This window comes from Allobosea sp. TAB14 (genome assembly GCF_052113865.1).
In the GTDB taxonomy this organism is placed as follows: Bacteria; Pseudomonadota; Alphaproteobacteria; order Rhizobiales; family Beijerinckiaceae; genus Allobosea; species Allobosea spartocytisi.
This window is the reverse complement of sequence record NZ_JBFRDQ010000001.1, coordinates 72,848-91,043: the sequence shown is the minus strand read 5'-3', so window position 1 is coordinate 91,043 and position 18,196 is coordinate 72,848. Positions and strand designations below refer to the sequence as shown.

Below are 18,196 nucleotides of genomic sequence, written 5' to 3'. Positions count from 1 at the left end.
GCGTCGCGGGCGTGCAGGATGCACGCTTCCAGCAGCTCATGCCGGACGTGCTGCACTGGCTCGGCGTCACGCATATCGACCGGCTGATGTCGATGTCGAACATGAAATACGACGCCATGGTCGAGAGCGGCATCGTGATCGGCGAGCGCGTCGCGATTCCCCCGGAGCTGATTCCGCTCGACGCCTCGGTCGAGATCGAGGCCAAGAAGGCGGCGGGCTATTACTCGCCCGAGGGCGCACCGGGCGACAACGCGCTCAAGGCCACGGTCGGCCGCGAGCTCGACAAGTTCTGAGCGAGCCGATTCCAAGCGACGCAAATTCTCAGCGACGAAAGCCGCAGCTCCATGCCGAGTTCCAATCCCGAGGCGTTCCGCGCCCTGTTGAAGCCTGCGGCCGTCCGCGCCCGCGCGCAGGAGATGCTGGAGCTCGGCCTTGCCGGGCGGCTCCTGCATTTCAGCATGCATCCCGAGCGGCTGGAGGCCTGCGCCGACTATGTCCTCGACACCATCCGCGCGAATTACCCGACGCTGGACATCCCCTTCCATGCGCGCTGGCGCCATTTCGTCCTGGCGGGGGACGACCGCTGGCAGCGGCTCGACGCCGCCGCGCACTTTCCGGACCCTGCCGCGCGTGGCCGCGCTGCTTATGACCTCGCCGTGGTCAGCGTGCTGCTCGACGCCGGCGCCGGGCCGGACTGGCGCTATCGCGACGCTGCGGCGGGCCGCGAGATCGGTCGCTCCGAAGGGCTGGCGCTCGCCTCGCTCGACATGTTCGCGGCGGGCCTGTTCTCCAGCGACCCGGCCGCCCCCCTGCGCGCCGATGCGGAGGCGTTGAGACATCTCGACGAGGCCTCTTTGGCACAGGGTTTCCAAGTGGGGCCGGCCAACCCGCTGATGGCGCTCGAAGGGCGCGCCGCCCTGCTCAATCGACTTGGCGAGGAGCTGGAGCGGCAGGGCCTGTCACGCCCCGGTGAGCTGTTCGACCGCTTCTCGACGGCTGCCGATACGGGAACCGTCCGGGCCGGCCACATGCTGGGCGAGGTGCTGGCGACCTTCGGCGGAATCTGGCCGTCGCGCCTGACGCTCGCCGGCGTGGCGCTCGGCGACACCTGGCGCCATCCGCTGATCGCCATGGGTGAGGTCACGGAAGGGCTCGTTCCCTTCCACAAGCTCTCGCAATGGCTGACCTATTCGCTGATCGAGCCGTTGGAATGGGCCGGCATTGCCGTCGTCGACATCGACGATCTCACCGGCCTGCCGGAATACCGTAATGGCGGACTCTTCCTCGATCTCGGCGTGATCGCGCTCAAGGACGAGGCCGACCGGGCAAAGCCCCATGAGGTCTCCTCGGCCCTCGTGGTGGAATGGCGTGCGCTGACCGTCGCGCTGCTGGATGAGGTCGGCTCGATCGTCCGCAAGCGTCTCGGCCGCTCGCGCGAGGAGTTGCCGCTCGCCAAGGTGCTGGAAGGCGGCAGCTGGGCCGCCGGCCGGCGCATCGCGCGCGAAAAGCGTGTGGATGGAGGCCCGCCCCTCGCCATCATCAGCGACGGCACGGTATTCTGAGCGGATCTATGCTATCCGCCTCGTCATTCCGGACAAGCCGCGATAGCGGCGCCGATCCGGAATCCATCACCGGGCTCGGTGCTCTGCGATGGATTCCGGGTCTGCGCTTCGCTTCGCCCGGAATGACGGCGTGACGAAGATGCTCGGGGCACCGAGAACAGGGAAGGGGAATCGATGACCTTGAGCCAGGACGGTGTCACCGTCGTCGACCATCCGCTGGTCCAGCACAAGCTGACGCTGATGCGCGAGAAGGACCGCTCGACCAAGAGCTTCCGCCAGCTCCTCAACGAGATCGGCATGCTGCTCTGCTATGAGGTGACGCGCGACCTGCCGACCGAGCTGATCGAGATCGAGACGCCGCTGCAGACATCGATGCAGCCGGTCATCGCCGGCAAGAAGCTGGTCTTCGCCCCGATCCTGCGCGCGGGCGTCGGCTTTCTCGACGGCATGCTCGAGCTGGTGCCGGCTGCCCGCGTCGCTCATATCGGCCTCTATCGCGACCCGGATACGCTGCAGGCGGTGGAGTATTACTTCAAGGCGCCGTCCGACATCGCCGACCGCATGATCGTGGTGATGGACCCGATGCTGGCGACGGCCAACTCCGCCGTGGCGGCGATGGAACGCCTGAAGGAGCGCGGCGCGAAGGATCTGCGCTTCGTCTGCCTGCTCGCCGCGCCGGAAGGCATCGCACATCTGCGTGGCGCCCATCCGGATGTCCGCATCTGGACCGCCGCCATCGACGAGAAGCTCAACGATCACGGCTATATCGTGCCCGGTCTGGGCGATGCCGGCGACCGGATGTTCGGCACGCGCTGAACCAGGCCGAAAAATGGGCCCGCGCCGTTTTGCCGGCACGAGCCCCTCCGAGCAGCCGAAAGGGCTATTCGATCACTTCGACGACGCGCCTCGTGCGCGGCTCGACGATGACGGCCTGGTCGTTCACCACCGTGTAGCGATAGCCATGCGCGCCATATTCCGTCGGCACCGCGTGGAACGTCACGCCTCGCGCCGGCAGCATCGTGCCGACCTCGACCGGCTGGCGATAGTGATAGGACCGCACGTGCTGCGCCATCACGTAGTTCCGGAAGGCCGCCTCATCGCTGATCATCATCCCGCCGGCGGCCTCGTGCATCGGAGCCGGGGCGAAGGTGCCGAACATGGGTTCAGCCAGGGCAGGGTCGCGCGTCGAACCGCCCGTGGGATCGCGGATGATCGGCCCGGTTGTTTGCGCGAACGCCACGACAGGGACGGCCGCGAAAGCAGCCGCAATCAGGATACGCTTGATCATAATCGTCCTCCGACGTCGATTGCGCCCCCTTGCCCCGGGGAAACTGCGCTGCCGCCTTCCTGTTCCCGATGGATCCGGCGTCTTGCGAAAAATAAAAAAAGCCCGCCCCGGTTTCGGGGCGGGCCGTGGCCGAAGGCCGGCGGGTTTCGCTGGCAGTGCCTTCGGCGCGATAGCGGTCGTTACTGGATGATCTGTACCACGCGGCGGGTTTGCGGCTCGACGATGACCGCGCGGTCGTTCACCACGGTGTACGCGTAGCCCGACGCCTGCGGGCCGTATTCCGCCGGCAGGGGGCGATAGACCACGCCCTGTTCCGGCAGGACGGTGCCGACCGCGACCGGCTCGGCATAGGTGTAGGACGGCACGCGCTGCTCGACGACATAGGTGCGGAAGCGCGGGGTCGCCGCATCGCCGACGATGGCGCCGACCACGGCGCCGCCGACACCGCCGACCACGGCTCCGACCGGGCCACCGACCACCGCGCCGCCCACGGCACCGGCCGCCGCGCCGCTGGTCGCGCCGCCGACGGCACCGCCGGAGGGCTGCTGGGTTTGGGCGAAGGCGGTCGCCGGAACGAGGGCGAGCGCCGCAACGAAAGCAAGCTTCTTGATCATGGTTCTTCTCCTTATCGAAGTGAACTTCGCGTCGAAGCGAACTTCGTGGGGGAAGAACCGGCAGGGGGAGCGCCAGTTCCGCTCAGGCCCGGTCACGAGATGTTAACGGTCTGAAACAAGCTCCGGAAAGCCGTTTTAGCTCAGTGTCTTGTCGGGATAACGCAGCGGCGGGGGAGGGTGAAAGGGCACGCTCGAACGAAAACGGCGGGCCCGAAGGCCCGCCGTCACGCAACCCAAAAGAGTGGGGGATTACTGCTTGGGGGCAGCCGAAAGCGCCGGGGTCAGCTTGTCGGCATCGCGCTTGATCAGGGCGGCGAAGCCGGCCGGCGTGCGCTCCTCGGCGGTCGGCAGGACGGTGCCGAGATCGAGCAGGCGCTTCTTGGTGCCCTCGTCGTTGAGCGCCTTGTTCAGCGCGTCGACCAGCTTGTCGACGGCCTCCTTCGGCAGGCCCTTCGGCCCGGCGATGCCGTTCCAGGCCTCGATCTGGTACTCGGGCAGGCCGGCTTCCTTGGTGGTCGGGACGTCCGGCAGCGCCGGCGAGCGCTGCGCCGAGGCGACGGCATAGGCCTTGATCGAGTTGGCGCGCACCTGCTCGGCGACCGAGACGATCTGGTCGCACATGAAGTCGACCTGACCGGAGACGAGGTCGTTGAGCGCCGGGCCGGTGCCGCGATAGGCGACGGCATTGATCTTCGGCGTGCCGAGAACGCCCTTGAGCAGGGTGCAGGTCGTCCAGGAGACCGAGCCGAGGCCGGCATGGGCCTCGTTCACCTTGTCGGCGTTGGCCTTCACATAGCTGACGAACCCGTTGAGGTCCTTCGGCTCGAAATTCTTGCGCGCCACGATCAGGATCGGCGTGCCGCCGGCAAGCCCGATCGTCTGCATGCCGTTGATCGGGTCGTATTTCAGGCCGGGATAGGTGGCGGGCGCCGCCGAGAAGGTGCCCAGATGTCCCATCGCGATGGTGTAGCCGTCCGGCGTCGCCGTGAGGGCGCGGGCGATGCCGGTCGTGCCGCCGGCGCCGGCGACGTTCTCGATGACGATCTGCTGGCCGAGCGTCTTCGACATGTTGTCGGCGACGATGCGCGCGATGATGTCGGTGGGGCCGCCGGCCGCGAAGGGCACGATCATCGTGACGGGCTTCGTCGGATAGCCCTGCGCCTGCGCGCCGCCGGCGAAGGCCAGCGCCGCGGTGGCGGCAAGGCCGAGAACGAGCTTCTTCATTGGCATTCCTCCCTGAGATTATTGACGATGAGAGTGGAGGGGTGCCGCCGGGGCGGCAACCCCGTCATTCGGTGAAGACTTCGTCGCGCTTCTTCGAGATCGAGGGCAGCAACGCGACGACGAGCACGAGCACGGCGACGACGAGCAGCCCGGCGGAGATCGGGCGCTCCACGAAGGTCACGAACGAGCCGCGCGAGATGATCAGCGCCTGCCTGAGCTTCTCTTCCATCAGCTTGCCCAGCACGAAGCCGAGCAGCATCGGCGCGGGCTCGAAGCCCAGCTTGATCAGCAGATAGCCGAACAGGCCGAACATCGCGGTGAAGGCGACGYCCATCGGCTGGTTGTTCACCGAATAGATGCCGATGCAGCAGAAGATCAGGATCGCCGGGAACATCAGCCGGTAGGGCACCTGCAGCAGCTTCACCCASATGCCGACCAGCGGCAGGTTGAKSACGAGCAGSATCAGATTGCCGATCCACATCGAGGCGATCATGCCCCAGAACAGCTCCGGATTGCGGGTCATCACCTGCGGGCCGGGGATGATGCCGTGGATCGTCATCGCGCCGACCATCAGCGCCATCACCGCATTCGGCGGGATGCCGAGCGTCAGCAGCGGGATGAAGGCGGTCTGCGCGCCGGCATTGTTGGCCGATTCCGGCCCCGCCACGCCCTCGATCGCCCCCTTGCCGAAACGCGAGGGATCCTTGGCGAGCTTCTTCTCCATCGTATAGCTGGCGAAGGGGCCCAGCACCGCGCCGTTGCCGGGCAGGATGCCGAGAACGCCGCCGATCGCGGTGCCGCGCAGCACCGGCGCCACCGATTGCTTGATGTCGCTCCAGCCGGGCAGAAGCCGGCCGATCTTGGCCTTGACGACGTCGCGCGCCTCGGGGTTCTCGAGGTTGCGCAGCACCTCGGCGAAACCGAACACGCCCATCGCCAGCACCGAGAAGTCGATGCCGTCGGACAGGGCCGGGATGCCGAAGCTCAGCCGTTCCTGGCCGGTCTCGAGATCCGTCCCGACCGTCGAGAGCAGAAGCCCGAGCATGATCATGCAGAAGGCCTTGAGGATGGAGCCGCGCGCCAGCACGACCGCGAAGCACAGGCCCATCACCATCAGCGAGAAATATTCGGCCGGGCCGAACAGCAGCGCCATCTTGGTCAGCGGCGCGCCGAGCGCGGCGATGGCGACCGTGGCGACGCAACCGGCGACGAAGGAGCCGATGGCGGCAGTGCCGAGCGCGATGCCGGCGCGGCCCTGCTTGGCCATCTGGTGGCCGTCGAGCGTGGTCACCACGGCGGTGGCCTCACCCGGGATGTTGACCAGGATCGCGGTGGTCGAGCCGCCATATTGGGCGCCGTAATAGATGCCGGCGAGCATGATCAGCGCGCCGGTCGGATCGAGACCGAAGGTGATCGGCAGCAGGATCGAGATCGTTGCGATCGGGCCGACGCCGGGCAGCACGCCGATCAGGGTGCCGACGAGGCAGCCCACGAAGCACAGCGCGATGTTCTGCATCGTCAGCGCGACGCCGAAGCCGAGCGAGAGGTGGGAAAATGTCTCCATCATCGCTCAAACACCCAGAAGCCAGGGCGCGAGCGGGATCGGCAGGCTCAGCGCATATTTGAACATCAGGATGCAGGCTGCCGACATCGCCACGGCGAAGATCAGCAATTCCTTGAGCCTGCGGTCATCCGCGGCGAGGCCTGCGAAGAAGACGAGGAGCGGTCCCGAGACGAGCAGCCCCAGCGCCGGGATCCGGATCGGCCCGATCTCGAAGCCGCGGATCGTCAGCGCGAACAGGCAGGCCCCGCCGAGGGCGTAGAAAATGCCCTTCCAGGACCAGCCGCTCAGCTGCTCGCCATTGTAGCGTAGCGACGACAGCACGAGCATGAGCCCAAGGGCGCCGCAGATCACCGCGAAGGCTTTCGGCAGCATGCCGGGGCCGAGCTGGCGCAGCGTTCCGGCCGGCAGCTCCCAGGCGAAGACGAAGGCGATCAGCGCGAGCAGGATCATGAACAGGCCGCCGGCGAGATCCTGCGTCGAGCGCACGCGCAATCCTTGCGCCCGTTCTATCTGGTTCAAACTCATGAGGCTCCTCCGGCTGGCTTATTGGATCCGGGCCGGCCGCTTTTGCGGCTTCGGCGGGGTTGCGTGAGGCAGGACGTGGCGCTCCTCGATCAGCGTCACGCTCTCGCGCAGGATCGCGAGAAAATCGTCCCGGGACGGCAGCTTCTGCTGCGGCCGCCAGGCGACGCCGACCAGCGCGCCGGGCGGCGGCGGGTCGAGCATCGCGCCGCGCAGCCGCCGCAGTGTCACGCCCGGAAAGGTCAGTCGCGAGACCCAGTCGGGCGCGAGCGCCATGCCGAGCCCGGCTGCGACGGCCGACATCATCGCCGGCTTCTCGGTCGCCTCGATGGTGACGTTGGGAACGGCGCCGACGCTCTCGAAATAGGCCATCACGAGATCGTAGGCATAAGGCCGGATGCGTTTCGAGGGCACGACGAAGGGCTCGCCCACGAGGTCGTGCATGGTCAGGTGGTCACGCGCCGCGAGCGGATGGTCTTCGCCGAGCACCACGATCGGGCGCTCGACCCGCAGGATCTCGAAGGCGCAGTCGGTCGGCTTGCGCGGCGGGCGCACCAGGGCGAGGTCGAGCTTGCCGGCTTCCAGCATCTGTACCAGCGCGGCGGTCATCGCCTCGACGAACTTGATCTCGGTGCCGGGGAAACGCTTGCGGAAGGTCATCAGCGCCTCCGGCAGGAAGCTCGACGACGCCGCGTCGATCGCGCCTACGCGCAGCACCTTGCYCGASGCSAGCGAGGCTTCSCGCACSGCGCGCGAGGCMTGYTCCATYTTGACGAGGATGCCCTTGGCCTCCTCGAGCATSAKCAGSCCGGCGCGGGTSAGCGCSACCTGCCGGGTGGTGCGGGTCAGGAGGTTGACGCCGAGCTCGTCCTCGAGCGCGCTGATCTGGCGGGAAAGGGCCGGGGGGGCCACGCCGAGACGCTCGGCCGCGCGACCGAAATGCAACTCTTCCGCCACCGCGATGAAGCACCGCAGTTGCCGTACATCCATGGTCGTCCCCTGTTCCCCGTATCGCTTGTCGCGATATCTCAGTCAGTAGGGCGGGCCAATATAGTCTCCAGCCGACAAGTCGACTCTAGAACAATTCATAATTTTTTGGCAATAAAGCCTTTGGTCTCAAGCTGGGCGCGTGCGCCTCGCCCGGAACAGCCTGCCGTCGATCAGCGCGAGCCCGGCGGCGATGGCCGCCATTCCCAGGAAATGCCGCGGCAGCAGGGCTTCGCCGAGAAAGGTCGCGCCGAGCAGAATGGCGCTGACCGGGACGAGGAACGTCACCAGCATGACATTGGTGCCGCCGGCGCGGCGCATGACCCGGAAGAAGATGACGTAGGCGAGCGCCGTCGAGAGGATCGCGAGCCCGACGAGCGAGAATACAACGGGGGTGCTGGGAGCGGGCAGCAGCCAGGGCGGATCGAAGGCGATCACCAGCGGAATGGTCATCACGGTGGTGGCGCTGACCTGTCCGGTTGCCGTGACCAGCGGGGGCAGCTCGCGAAAGCGCCGGCCGTACAAGCCGGCGAAGCCATAGGAGAGCGCGGCGGCAAGGCAGGCGAGCTGGGGCAGCAGCGCTCCCGAGACGCCGCCAACCGCGTCGGGGCCCATCAGGATCGCGACGCCGACGATGCCGGCGGYGACCCCGGCGATCTTCAGGCCGCTCGCCTTCTCGTTCTGCCCGAAGACATGGGCGACGACGACGCCGAAGAGCGGGGTCGTGGCGTTGAGGATCGAGGCCAGCCCGCTGGCGATCTGGGTCTGGCCCCAGAAGATCAGCCCGAACGGAATCAGATTGTTGAGCAGCCCCATGCCGAAGAAGGCGAGCCACATCCGCCCGCCGACGCGCATCGACAGTCCCGACAGCCTGACGACCAGCAGCAATGTGGCCGCCGCCAGCCCGACCCGCGCGAGCACCACCGCCAGCGGTGGCCATTCCGAGACGGCGATCTTCCCGAAGAAGAACGACCCGCCCCAGAGCAGCGAGAGCAGGATCAGCAGCAGCCAGTCGCCGAGATCCATGACGGGCTGCTTGGATAGGGCGGACATGGGAGGCCTGTGGTTAGGAGGAACTGGGCACGGCGCCTGGCCTCGCCGGAAATCCGCCGTCATTCCGGACAGGCCGCATAGCGGCGCCGATCCGGAATCCATCGTAGAACGCAGCGCTCGACGATGGATTCCGGGTCAGGCCCGGAATGACGGTGCGCTTCCGTCAAAGGTGGCTTGGTCTAGGCGGATGCCGCCGTCCGCTCCACCCGTTTCCTGTGTTCGGGCCTTTGTTCAGGCGGCTTCGGCGTCGCGCGCCTGCCACATCGCCTGGAAAGCCGGCCGCGCCTGGCAGGCCTCGAGCCAGGCCTTCACGTTCGGATGGGCGTCGAAGAGCTGCGTGGCGGGCCTCGCGTAGCGGATGACCTCGGCGACGTTGATGTCGGCGACGGTGAACCGCCCGCCCATGACATGGCCCTTGCCCTCGACCAGCGTGCGGTCGAGCACGGCGAAGGGGGCGGCCAGCGTCGCGAGCGCCGCTTCGACCACCTCAGGTTTGCGCTTCTCGGGCGGGAAAGCGGCGAGGTGCTGCTGCAGGCTGAGCGCATGCGTCTCGCATTCGGTCGCCGCCCAGAGCGCCCACATGACGGCGAGCCCTTCCTCCTGCGCGTCCTTCGGCGCCAGCGGCCCGCCATGCTTGCGGGCGAGATAGAGGTTGATCGCCAGCGATTCATGCAGCTTGAAGCCGTCATCGTCGATGCTGGGGATATGGCCGTTCGGATTGACCTTCAGGAAGTCGGGGCTGCGTGTGTGCAGCGGCACGCCGGGTGCCTGCGGGTCGGCGAGGCGATAGGCCTGGATGACCGGCACGTGCCGGAACGGCAGTCCGAGCTCGTTGGCGAGCCAGATGACGCGCGTCGCGCGCGAGCGGTAGCAGCCATAGATYGTCAGGGTCATCGCATGGGGTCCGGCGTCGGAGAAGAGTGCGGCGGCAGCGGCGGCTGGCCGCCGATTCCGTCCCAGCCACCATAGTCGCCGCCCCCCTCCCGACCAAGGCCCGAGATCGATGCTGCATCGCCAAAAAAACGTTTGACGACGAGGCGTTGCGGGTGCATGTGGCCAGCCGTCGCCGGCTCCCGCAGCCGGCACTCACAGGACAACCAGACCCGATGCCCGACGACAGTCCCAGTCGACAGTCGAAGCCGTCTGCTGCCGCCTCGCGCGGCTGATCCGGGTCCCCGGCTCAGCCTTGCGATCGGTGCCGACGGCCGATCGCCAGGAATAAGAGCCATGAACGAGATCGAACTCGCCCCCGACCTGCTGTCGGTCGTCGTTGCCAGGACTCTGGCGGAAGAGCATGTCGCCGACATCGTCGAGACGCTCAACGAGCAGGACAGCGCGACCATCGCGCATATCCTGCAGGAATTGCCGTTCGAGCGCGCCGTGGAGGTGCTCGACCAGCCGGAGCTGGCCGACGCCGCCGAGGCGCTGGCATTGCTGCCGGAGGACCGTGCCGGGGCCTTCCTCACGGCCATGTCGGCCGACCGCGCCGCCGACGTCTTCCAGGACTTCGACGACGAGACCCGGCAGCGCCTGAGCGCGCGCCTCGACCGCCAGACCCGCACCGATCTCGGCAAGCTGCTGGCCTATCCCGAGCACAGCGCCGGCTCGATCATGACGACGGAATTCGTCAGCGTGCCGTCGACCTGGACGGTGCAGCAGACGCTCGACTACATCCGCCGCGTCGAGCGCTCGCGCGAGACGGTCTATGCGATCTACGTGCTCGATCCGGCGACGAAGAAGCTCGTCCGCGCCGTCTCGCTGCGCCGGCTGATCAGCGGCGACCCTGCAGCGCCCGTCGAGTCGGTCGTGCCGGCGCACAAGCCCATCACGGTGGCGCCTGAGGTCGATCGCGAGGATGTCGCGCGGCTGATCACGAAATACGACCTGCTCTCGGTCCCCGTCGTCGATGCCGAAGACCGCATCATCGGCATCGTCACCTTCGACGACGTCATCGACGCGATGATCGCGGAGACGACGGAGGACGTGCAGAAGCTCGGCGGCATGGAGGCGCTCGACGAGCCCTATAACGAGATCGGCTTCCTCGCGATGATCCGCAAGCGCGCCGGCTGGCTCTCGATCCTGCTGCTCGGCGAGATGCTGACCGCCTCGGCCATGCAGTTCTTCCAGACGGAGCTGGAGAAGGCGATCGTACTGACGCTGTTCATCCCGCTGATCATGAGCTCGGGCGGCAATTCCGGCTCGCAGGCGACCTCGCTGATCATCCGGGCGCTGGCGCTGCGCGAGATCACGCTGAAGGACTGGTGGCGGGTCATCCTGCGGGAGTTGCCCTCGGGCCTCGTGCTGGGCTCGATCCTCGGCGCGATCGGCATCGTCCGCATCGCGCTCTGGCAATGGCTCGGCTTCTACGATTACGGGCCGCATTGGATGCTGATCGCGGCGACGGTCGGCGGCGCGCTGATCGGCATCGTCACCTTCGGCTCGATGATGGGCTCGATGCTGCCCTTCCTGCTGAAGCGGGCCGGCTTCGACCCGGCCAGCGCCTCGGCGCCGCTGGTGGCGACGCTGGTCGACGTCACCGGCCTCGTCATCTATTTCGGCGTGGCGGCGCTGATCCTGAGCGGGACCTTGCTCTGACCGGGCCGTTTCGTCAGGCGTCGTCGCCGCTGGCGACGACGCGGTTCCGCCCCCGCTGCTTGGCCGCATAGAGCGCCATGTCCGCGGCCCGCAGGAGGTCGAGCCAGATGGCCGGGCGGGCCGCCGTCATCGCGGTGCCGAGGCTGGCGGTCAGGGCGATCAGGCCCCCGTCCGGCAAGACGAACGGCTCGCTGGCCACGATCTGTCGCAGCCGCTCGGCGACAGAGGCGATCGTTTCGGGCGATTGTCCGGTGACGATGATCGCGAATTCCTCGCCGCCGAAGCGGGCCAGCACGTCCTCCTCGCGCAGCGCGCCACGCAGGCGTTGCGCCGTGCTGCGCAGCACGGCGTCGCCGGCGGCGTGCCCGTAGCGGTCGTTGACGCCCTTGAAATGATCGAGATCGAGCAGGATCAGCGCGACCGGAGCCGCCGCGCTCGCCAGTTGCGGGACCAGCCTTTCGAGCGCGCCGCGGTTGAGGACGTCGGTCAGTCCGTCGGTATCGGCCTGTCGCCTGAGCTGCTGTTCGAGCCGCGCGCGCTCCTCGTCCAGCCGGTCGCGCTCGATCAGCTTGGCGCGAAGGGTGACGAGGGCATCGAACAGCCCGCGCATCTCGCCGCGCAGCCCGGGGCCGGCGACGGCCGGCTCCAGCCGTCCTTCGGCGAGACGGATGACCTCTTGGCGAGCCAGCAGCAGCGGGCGGAAGAACAGGTGCTGTCCGGCGAGCAGGAGCAGCAACTCGACCGTCAGGGCCAGCCCGGTCGCGGCCGAGGCGTAGACAAGAGCTTCTTCGGCAACGTCGCGGCGCGTCTCCAGCTCGCGGATCGTCATCGCGAGATAGGCTTCGCGCAGCTCTTCGATCGGCTTGAAGCTGGGCACGATCATGCGCGTGAAGCTTGCCGTGGTGAGGTCCGCTTGGCCGGCATCGAGCTGCGCCCGCGTCGAATCGATCAGCAGCAAACCGTCCCGGATGAAGGCATGGGCGGTGTCCTGGCTGGCCCGCACCACCTGCTCCGTGCCGTTGGTGACGATCTGCTGCTGGATGTTCTCCCAGAGCTGCCAGACGCGCCCCCGGGTCGCCTCGAAGGCGGCGCGTTGTTCGGGCGTCATCGGGCGACCCTGGGCGATCACGATCACGATGTAGGAGCCGAGCCGGCCGGCATAGTCGCGCAGCTCGCCGATCATGCGCGCCGTCATGGCCCTGCCGACCAGATTCGAATCGTCCTTCAGCAGCGCGGTCATCGCCGTGTCCAGGAGGGGCTGCGTCAGGTCGTAGGTGGCGAACATGCCCTGGATCGCCCGTTCGACGGCCGCAGGGGCGCGTTCCGGCTGAGGCCGGTCGAGAAGCGCATCGACATCGGCACGGGTTCGGCGAAGCTGGTCCTGCAAGTCCGCGACCGAAGCTGAGAACGCCGGAGAGGAGGCGAGCCCGGCAAGGGCCGCGTCAGTCGCCTGACGAGCGAGCGCGAAGCCGCCCGCCCGCGCGCCGTCGCCGACGGTGATCCGGCCGAGCGCGGCATTGGTCGGCCGGCGTTCGACCGACACGCGGTTTGCCGCATCGAGCACCGCGCGGAAGGCGATCAGCCGGGCGAGGCCGAGTTCGCTGTTGTGGAAGGTCCGGTAATAGCCGGACAGGACATTGGTCCCCAGCCCCGCCGAGCAGAGCAGGATGATCGCCACGGCACCCAGGAAATACGGGTTGAGCGCCGTGCCACGCAGGCCGGAGAAACGCATCGGTCGTGACTCGGGGAAAGCTGCTCGCGACGTGGCAAGACTGCCGCTGCGGCAGTTCGCGCTAAAGCCCGGTCGAATGCGGTAAAAATGTGGCGAGCAGGCGATTTTCGGCCTGCCGGGCCGCTCAGCTCGCCAGCACGCGCTGCGGCGGGAAGGTGATCTCGACCAGCGTGCCTTCCTTCTTGACGCTGGTGATCGACATCGCGGCGCGGTTGGCCTCGACCAGCGCCTTGGTCAGCGGCAGGCCGAGCCCCGTGCCGCCAGCACGGCGCGTCGTCGGCACCTGACGGAAGGGCTCGAGCGCGAGCTTCAACTCGTCGTCGTCCATACCGATGCCGGTGTCGCGCACCCGCAGGATCGCTTCGCCCTGGTCGCCGAGCGCCGTCGAGATGATGACCTGCCCGCCGGCATCGGTGAACTTCACCGCGTTGGAGAGCAGGTTGATCGCGATCTGGCGGATCGAGCGCTCGTCGGCGACGACCGGCGGCAGCTTCGGCGAGAGGCCCGAGCGCAGCACCACACGCCCGCGCTGCGCTTCCGGCTGGAGCAGGGCTACGGTCGAGAGCGCGATCTCGTTCAGGTTGACGCTGACGAAGTCGAGATCGAGCTTGCCGGCCTCGATCTTGGCGAGGTCGAGCAGGTCGTTGACCAGGCTGATGACGTAGCCGCCCGACTGGTGGATGTCGCGCAGATATTCCTTGTAGCGCTCATTGGCGATCGGCCCGAAGCGCTCCTCGGCCATCACCTCGGCGAAGCCGATGATGGCGTTGAGCGGCGTCCTGATCTCATGGCTGATCTTGGCGAGCACGTCCGATTTCTGGGCGCTCGCCATCTCCGCCGCCTTGCGCGCATCGACGAGCTCGCCCTCGGTCTTCTTCCAGGCGGTGATGTCGCGCAGCACGGCGCAGAAGCGCGGCTCGGCGCCATGCGCGATCTGGCCCATGGTCATGAAGAGCGGGATCTTGCCGCCCTGCCGCACCCGGCCGACCACCTCGCGCCCATCGTTCAGCACCGAGGCGACGCCGCCGCCTTTCAGCCCTTCGAGATAGTCGAGCGCCGGCGCATGGCTCTCGGCCGAGAACAGCAGCGTGAACAGCTCGCCCGTCACCTCGCGCTGGTCGTAGCCGAACAGCGCCTCGGCCGCCTTGTTGAGCGAGAGGATGCGGCCGCGATCGTCGACGGTGACCACGCCGTCGGTTGCGGTGTCGAGCATGGCGGTGAGCTCGGCGATGCGGCCGTCGCGCGCCTCGGCATCGAGCCTGAGCGCCTCGACGCGCGCGGCCGACTCGGCTTCCTCGGCGGCGAATTCGGCCGCGAGCTCGGCTTCCTGGGCCTCCTCCGGCGTCATCACCGGCGCTTCGCCGCCGCCGCTGTCGGGGTGGCGGAAGGCCATCAACGTTGCCGGCGCGTCGAGCCAGTTCACGCTGGAGAGCACGGCATCGACGCCGACCAGGTGGCCGGTCCGGTCGATCAGGGTCATCGCCCCGCCGCCGCTGCGCGAGGCCTCCTTGATCAGACGGCTGACGCCGCCGGCCTTCAGGTCGGCGAGATCGGCGTAGTCCAGCAGGTCGAGCAGGGTGCGGTTGGCATAGAGCGCGTCTTCGCCGCGATTAACCAGCACGGCCACCGGCAGCCGGTCGAGCACCTCGGCGTGAGAGTTGCGCTGGCGTGCGGGGGCGATCGCCGGCTCGGGCGCCAGGGGGGCGGCAGGAGCGGGCGCTTCCGCTTCGGCCTCCTTCACCCGCAGCGGCGCGACCGGCGGCAGGCGCGGTGCATCGTTGGTCTCATCGTCGGCGAGCCGCGCGCCGAGCGCCTTGGCGATCTCGCGGAAGGCATTGCGCTCGGCCGAGCTGAGATGGGCCTTGGACGGCTCGAGGACCGGCCGGATCGCCGCGTGCTGTCCGTTGCGCAACGGCACGATGTTGGCGGCCGGCGCGACGACGGGCGATGCCGGCTCCTCGGGCGCGTCGCGGCGGTCGGCGGGTTGGACCTTCGGCTCTTCCGCGGCGATATCCGGCTGGGCGGGCTCCGGCTGCTGCGAGACGGGCGGCGGGGCGTCGGTGGAACCGGCCTCGTGATGCCGTGCCGATGCGGGCTCTTCCCGTGCCGGTTTGTCGTCGGAGGCGGGCTCCGGATGAGAAGCCATTTCGCTGGCCGCGATCGTGTCCGTGTCGGCGGCAGGCAATGGCTCTTCAGGGAGGGAGCCATCCCGCGCCGTGGGCGCCCCGATCGTGGCTGCTCCGTCCATGGGAGCCGGACCGACCTCGGCGGCATCGTCCTGCGCGACCGGCTCTTCGCTCACCGGGAACGGCTCCGGCGCGTTCAATCGGGCGATGCCGAAGCCGCGGAACCCGGCGAACTGCCTGTTGGCGCCGAGCACGGGCACGCCGGACAGTTCGACCGGCACGGCCTCGCCCGGCGTCTCGCTCCGCCACAGGACGGTATGGCCGCTCCAGGTCGCCGGCGTGGCGAGGCGTTCCCGCAGCCCGCCGCTGCTGTCGATGAAATGGCTGCCGGCCAGATCGTCCCAGCGTCGGCCGACCAGCTGCGCGGCGGCTGCTGGGCCGGTCAGGGCTGCAATGTCCCCGGACAGCTTGGTCAGCTGCCCATCCGCGTCGCTCTGCCAGAGGAAGCGAACCGTGGCCGGACGCGCAGGAGCGGGCTCGGCGGAAGGCGCAACGGGGGCAGGCGCAGAAACGAGCGAGGGAGAGGAGGCGGGATGCGCATTCGCCGGCGGCGGCACGGCCACGCCGAGGCGGCGCAGTTCGGAGGCCGGAATGGCGATGGCGAGCACGGTGCCGGCATCGGTCAGCGTCAGCAGCTTGCAGCCGCAGGTGACGGGAAAAGCCGCGAAGCTGGCGGTCAATCGCAACCGCTCCAGCCGGATGCCGGCGGTCGAGGCGAGGCCGCCCGCGAGCAGGAAAAGACGCTGGCGCGTCGGTGCCGGCAGCGACACCGCCGAAGGGGTGGCACCGAGCAGGGCTTGTCCCGCCGGATTGATGAAGCCCGGCCGTTCGGCCGCGGCATCCCACAGGATCAGCGCGCCGCCGGCGGCAAAGGCCGCGAGCGCGGGGTCTTCACCCGCCGCCACGCCCCATCGCGCCCAGTCCTGTCCGGCTTCGCTCATCCTGGTCCGCTCGTTCGATCCGACTCTTTATGGCTAACAAATCTTTAATAGCTTCCAAACGTCGGCGAATCCATGGAACCAAAGATTGCTCTCCCGCTTCTCTTCCAAACAGCGTTAACGTAGCGGGGCGCAGCTGCTGTCGCGTCGTTGTCATCGCGCGGCAACAATGATATTGCAGTGCACAATGAATTAGAGGCTCGGTTGTAACAGGAGGATCCCCATGGACGGCAAGCTTCCCTACGAGATACCGGCAGAGATGCGCGACTTCGCGGAACGCAGCGTAGAGCAGGCGCGCAAGGCTTTCGACGGCTTCATCGGCGCCGCGCAGAAGGCTGTGGATAGCGCGCATGGCTCGGCCGAAAACGCCCGCGTCAACACCCAGGAAGCGACACGCAAGGCGATCTCCTACGCCGAGAACAACGTCGCGGCGGCTTTCGAACTCGCCCAGAAGTTGGTGAAGTCGAAGGATCTGACCGAGGTGATGCAGCATCAGTCCGATTTCCTGAAGGCGCAGATGGCGACCCTCCAGAGCCAGCTCAAGGAAATGGGCGCCGCCGCCCAGGACGTCGCCACCAAGGCGGCCGAAAGCGTCAGCAAGGCCGCCAAGGGCCGCTGAGCCCTTTTGAAGGCTGCCGTTTCGGCGGCGRCTCCGACGCGCGACCAGCCGGGCAGGGTGCCCGGCTTCTGCCTGCCAGCCGTTGAAGGAGAGCCGTGATGGCCAAGCCGCCTCCGACCCGGACCACCGCCAGAGCTCCGGTCAGCCTGCCTCCCGTCAAAGCCTTGTCCTCGGCACCGGCGGAGGCGAAAGCCGCGCCGCCCGCACCCGCTGCCCCGCAGCCCGTGCCGGCAGCCGTGGCGGCAAAGCCGGTTCCTCCGGTCGCCGTGACTCCTTCTCCGGTACAGCCGGCCAAGCCTGTTTCTCCGATCGCCTCGAAGCCCGCGCCGGCAGCCCTGGCGGCCAAGCCCGTTTCTCCGGTTGCGGCGGCGCCTGCGCCGATACAGCCGGCGCCAGTGGCCGTGACGGCTGTTCCTTCCGCCCCGGCGGCAAAAGCTGTGATCGCCACTCCGGCAACCGCCGCCAAGCCGGCGCCGGCGAAGGCGCCCGGCAAGTCGCCCAGGAAGGTGGCTTCGGCCAAGCTGCGGATCGAGAAGCCCGTGACGAAGATCGTCGCGCCGAAGAAGCCGATGGCCGCCGCGCCGGTACCGAAAGCTGTCGAGGCCAAGCCTGCCCCGTTCAAGCCGGCCCAGCTCAAGCCCGTCGCCGCCAAGCCTGCCGAGCAGCCGAAGCCGGTTGCGAAGGTGGAGGTGCCGCTCAAGCCTGTGCCGGCCGCCGCCGCGCCGCAGGCGCCCTCTGCCGCTCCCAAGGCCCCTGTGAAGCCCGTCTCGCTCGATTCGCTGCCGCTGCCGCGCCCGCCGGAATTCGCCGCGGTCACGGCCGAGACGGTGATGAGCCAGGCTCTCACCATGGCCCGGGCCTTCGGCGCGTTGCAGGCGAAGGTGCTCGACCACGCCTGCGCCGAGCTGAAGGCGACGCTGGGCGACGCCGAGAAGATGGCGCGCACCGAAAGCGCTTCCGAGGCGATCACGCTTCAGGCGAAGGCGGTGCGCCGCAGCTACGAATCCTATGCCGAGCACCTGAAGGAGCTTGCGCGCATCGCCAACGCGGCTTTGCGCAAGGACTGAAGGCGCGGATGGCGGCTCTGACTGGCCTGCCGCGCCGGCGGCCGGCTGCAGCGTCGGTTTTTCGTTGGCGAAGTTGAATTACGCGGTTGCAAAAGCGCGGCGTCGGCACTAGGTTCCGCGCCGCTGGAGACCCCGCTGCGGCGCCGGGTCGAACAGTCATGGGCAGCCATAGCTCAGTTGGTTAGAGCGCTAGATTGTGGATCTAGAGGTCCCCCGTTCAAGCCGGGGTGGCTGTACCATCTTCT

General features: G+C 68.2%; 15 protein-coding genes, 1 tRNA gene and 1 pseudogene. 7 read left to right on the top strand and 10 right to left on the bottom strand.

The window, feature by feature from the left end:
* The 3 genes and pseudogenes from AB4Y99_RS00450 to upp all read left to right on the top strand — a co-directional run.
* Positions 1–293 (top strand): annotated as a pseudogene (locus AB4Y99_RS00450) (GTP cyclohydrolase II); the annotation flags it as partial.
* Positions 294–344: 51 nt separating this feature from the next.
* On the top strand, positions 345–1,562 hold the full coding sequence (locus AB4Y99_RS00445) for a URC4/urg3 family protein (RefSeq protein WP_441521982.1): 1,218 nt from the start codon (positions 345–347) through the stop codon (positions 1,560–1,562).
* A gap of 174 nt (positions 1,563–1,736) precedes the next feature.
* On the top strand, positions 1,737–2,378 hold the full coding sequence (gene upp / locus AB4Y99_RS00440) for a uracil phosphoribosyltransferase (RefSeq protein ID WP_038361008.1): 642 nt from the start codon (positions 1,737–1,739) through the stop codon (positions 2,376–2,378).
* Between the two features lie 64 nt (positions 2,379–2,442).
* Here upp and AB4Y99_RS00435 read toward each other — a convergent pair whose 3' ends face one another.
* From AB4Y99_RS00435 to AB4Y99_RS00400, 8 genes are all read right to left on the bottom strand, one after another.
* The gene (locus AB4Y99_RS00435; protein WP_112763272.1) at positions 2,443–2,850 is read right to left on the bottom strand and encodes a DUF1236 domain-containing protein; all 408 of its coding nucleotides are present in this window, start codon (positions 2,848–2,850) and stop codon (positions 2,443–2,445) included.
* Positions 2,851–3,029: 179 nt separating this feature from the next.
* Positions 3,030–3,464 carry a DUF1236 domain-containing protein gene (locus AB4Y99_RS00430; RefSeq protein WP_038361013.1) on the bottom strand — a complete coding sequence of 145 codons (435 nt, stop codon included), beginning with the start codon at positions 3,462–3,464 and terminating at the stop codon, positions 3,030–3,032.
* 249 nt (positions 3,465–3,713) lie between these two features.
* Positions 3,714–4,688 (bottom strand): tripartite tricarboxylate transporter substrate-binding protein, encoded by a 975-nt coding sequence (locus AB4Y99_RS00425; protein ID WP_429066843.1) that lies wholly within the window; start codon positions 4,686–4,688, stop codon positions 3,714–3,716.
* Positions 4,689–4,752: 64 nt separating this feature from the next.
* Positions 4,753–6,255, bottom strand: coding sequence for a tripartite tricarboxylate transporter permease (locus tag AB4Y99_RS00420; protein WP_441521981.1), 1,503 nt, complete (start codon positions 6,253–6,255; stop codon positions 4,753–4,755).
* 3 nt (positions 6,256–6,258) lie between these two features.
* Complete coding sequence (locus AB4Y99_RS00415) at positions 6,259–6,777, bottom strand: tripartite tricarboxylate transporter TctB family protein (RefSeq protein WP_191125233.1); 519 nt, start codon at positions 6,775–6,777, stop codon at positions 6,259–6,261.
* Between the two features lie 18 nt (positions 6,778–6,795).
* Positions 6,796–7,764: a LysR family transcriptional regulator gene (locus AB4Y99_RS00410; protein ID WP_441521980.1), complete on the bottom strand. Its 969-nt coding sequence runs from the start codon at positions 7,762–7,764 to the stop codon at positions 6,796–6,798.
* A gap of 126 nt (positions 7,765–7,890) precedes the next feature.
* On the bottom strand, positions 7,891–8,814 hold the full coding sequence (locus AB4Y99_RS00405; protein ID WP_441521979.1) for a DMT family transporter: 924 nt from the start codon (positions 8,812–8,814) through the stop codon (positions 7,891–7,893).
* Positions 8,815–9,045: 231 nt separating this feature from the next.
* Complete coding sequence (locus tag AB4Y99_RS00400; RefSeq protein WP_112763274.1) at positions 9,046–9,708, bottom strand: glutathione S-transferase family protein; 663 nt, start codon at positions 9,706–9,708, stop codon at positions 9,046–9,048.
* 333 nt (positions 9,709–10,041) lie between these two features.
* Here AB4Y99_RS00400 and mgtE point away from each other — a divergent pair, with 333 nt between their 5' ends.
* Complete coding sequence (gene mgtE / locus AB4Y99_RS00395) at positions 10,042–11,409, top strand: magnesium transporter (protein WP_112763275.1); 1,368 nt, start codon at positions 10,042–10,044, stop codon at positions 11,407–11,409.
* Positions 11,410–11,422: 13 nt separating this feature from the next.
* Here mgtE and AB4Y99_RS00390 read toward each other — a convergent pair whose 3' ends face one another.
* Together AB4Y99_RS00390 and AB4Y99_RS00385 are read right to left on the bottom strand one after the other, a co-directional pair.
* Complete coding sequence (locus tag AB4Y99_RS00390) at positions 11,423–13,141, bottom strand: GGDEF domain-containing protein (RefSeq protein WP_441521978.1); 1,719 nt, start codon at positions 13,139–13,141, stop codon at positions 11,423–11,425.
* 124 nt (positions 13,142–13,265) lie between these two features.
* Positions 13,266–16,268 carry an ATP-binding protein gene (locus AB4Y99_RS00385; protein ID WP_441521977.1) on the bottom strand — a complete coding sequence of 1,001 codons (3,003 nt, stop codon included), beginning with the start codon at positions 16,266–16,268 and terminating at the stop codon, positions 13,266–13,268.
* A 220-nt stretch (positions 16,269–16,488) separates the two neighbouring features.
* Between AB4Y99_RS00385 and AB4Y99_RS00380 the strand changes: the two genes are divergently transcribed.
* The 3 genes from AB4Y99_RS00380 to AB4Y99_RS00370 all read left to right on the top strand — a co-directional run bounded on the left by AB4Y99_RS00380 (position 16,489) and on the right by AB4Y99_RS00370 (position 18,190).
* Positions 16,489–16,884, top strand: a complete 396-nt coding sequence (locus tag AB4Y99_RS00380; RefSeq protein WP_441521976.1) for a phasin — start codon at positions 16,489–16,491, stop codon at positions 16,882–16,884.
* 98 nt (positions 16,885–16,982) lie between these two features.
* Positions 16,983–17,951, top strand: coding sequence for a phasin family protein (locus AB4Y99_RS00375; protein ID WP_441521975.1), 969 nt, complete (start codon positions 16,983–16,985; stop codon positions 17,949–17,951).
* A 162-nt stretch (positions 17,952–18,113) separates the two neighbouring features.
* Positions 18,114–18,190 (top strand) — tRNA-His (locus tag AB4Y99_RS00370).
* The last annotated feature ends 6 nt before the right edge of the window (positions 18,191–18,196 follow it).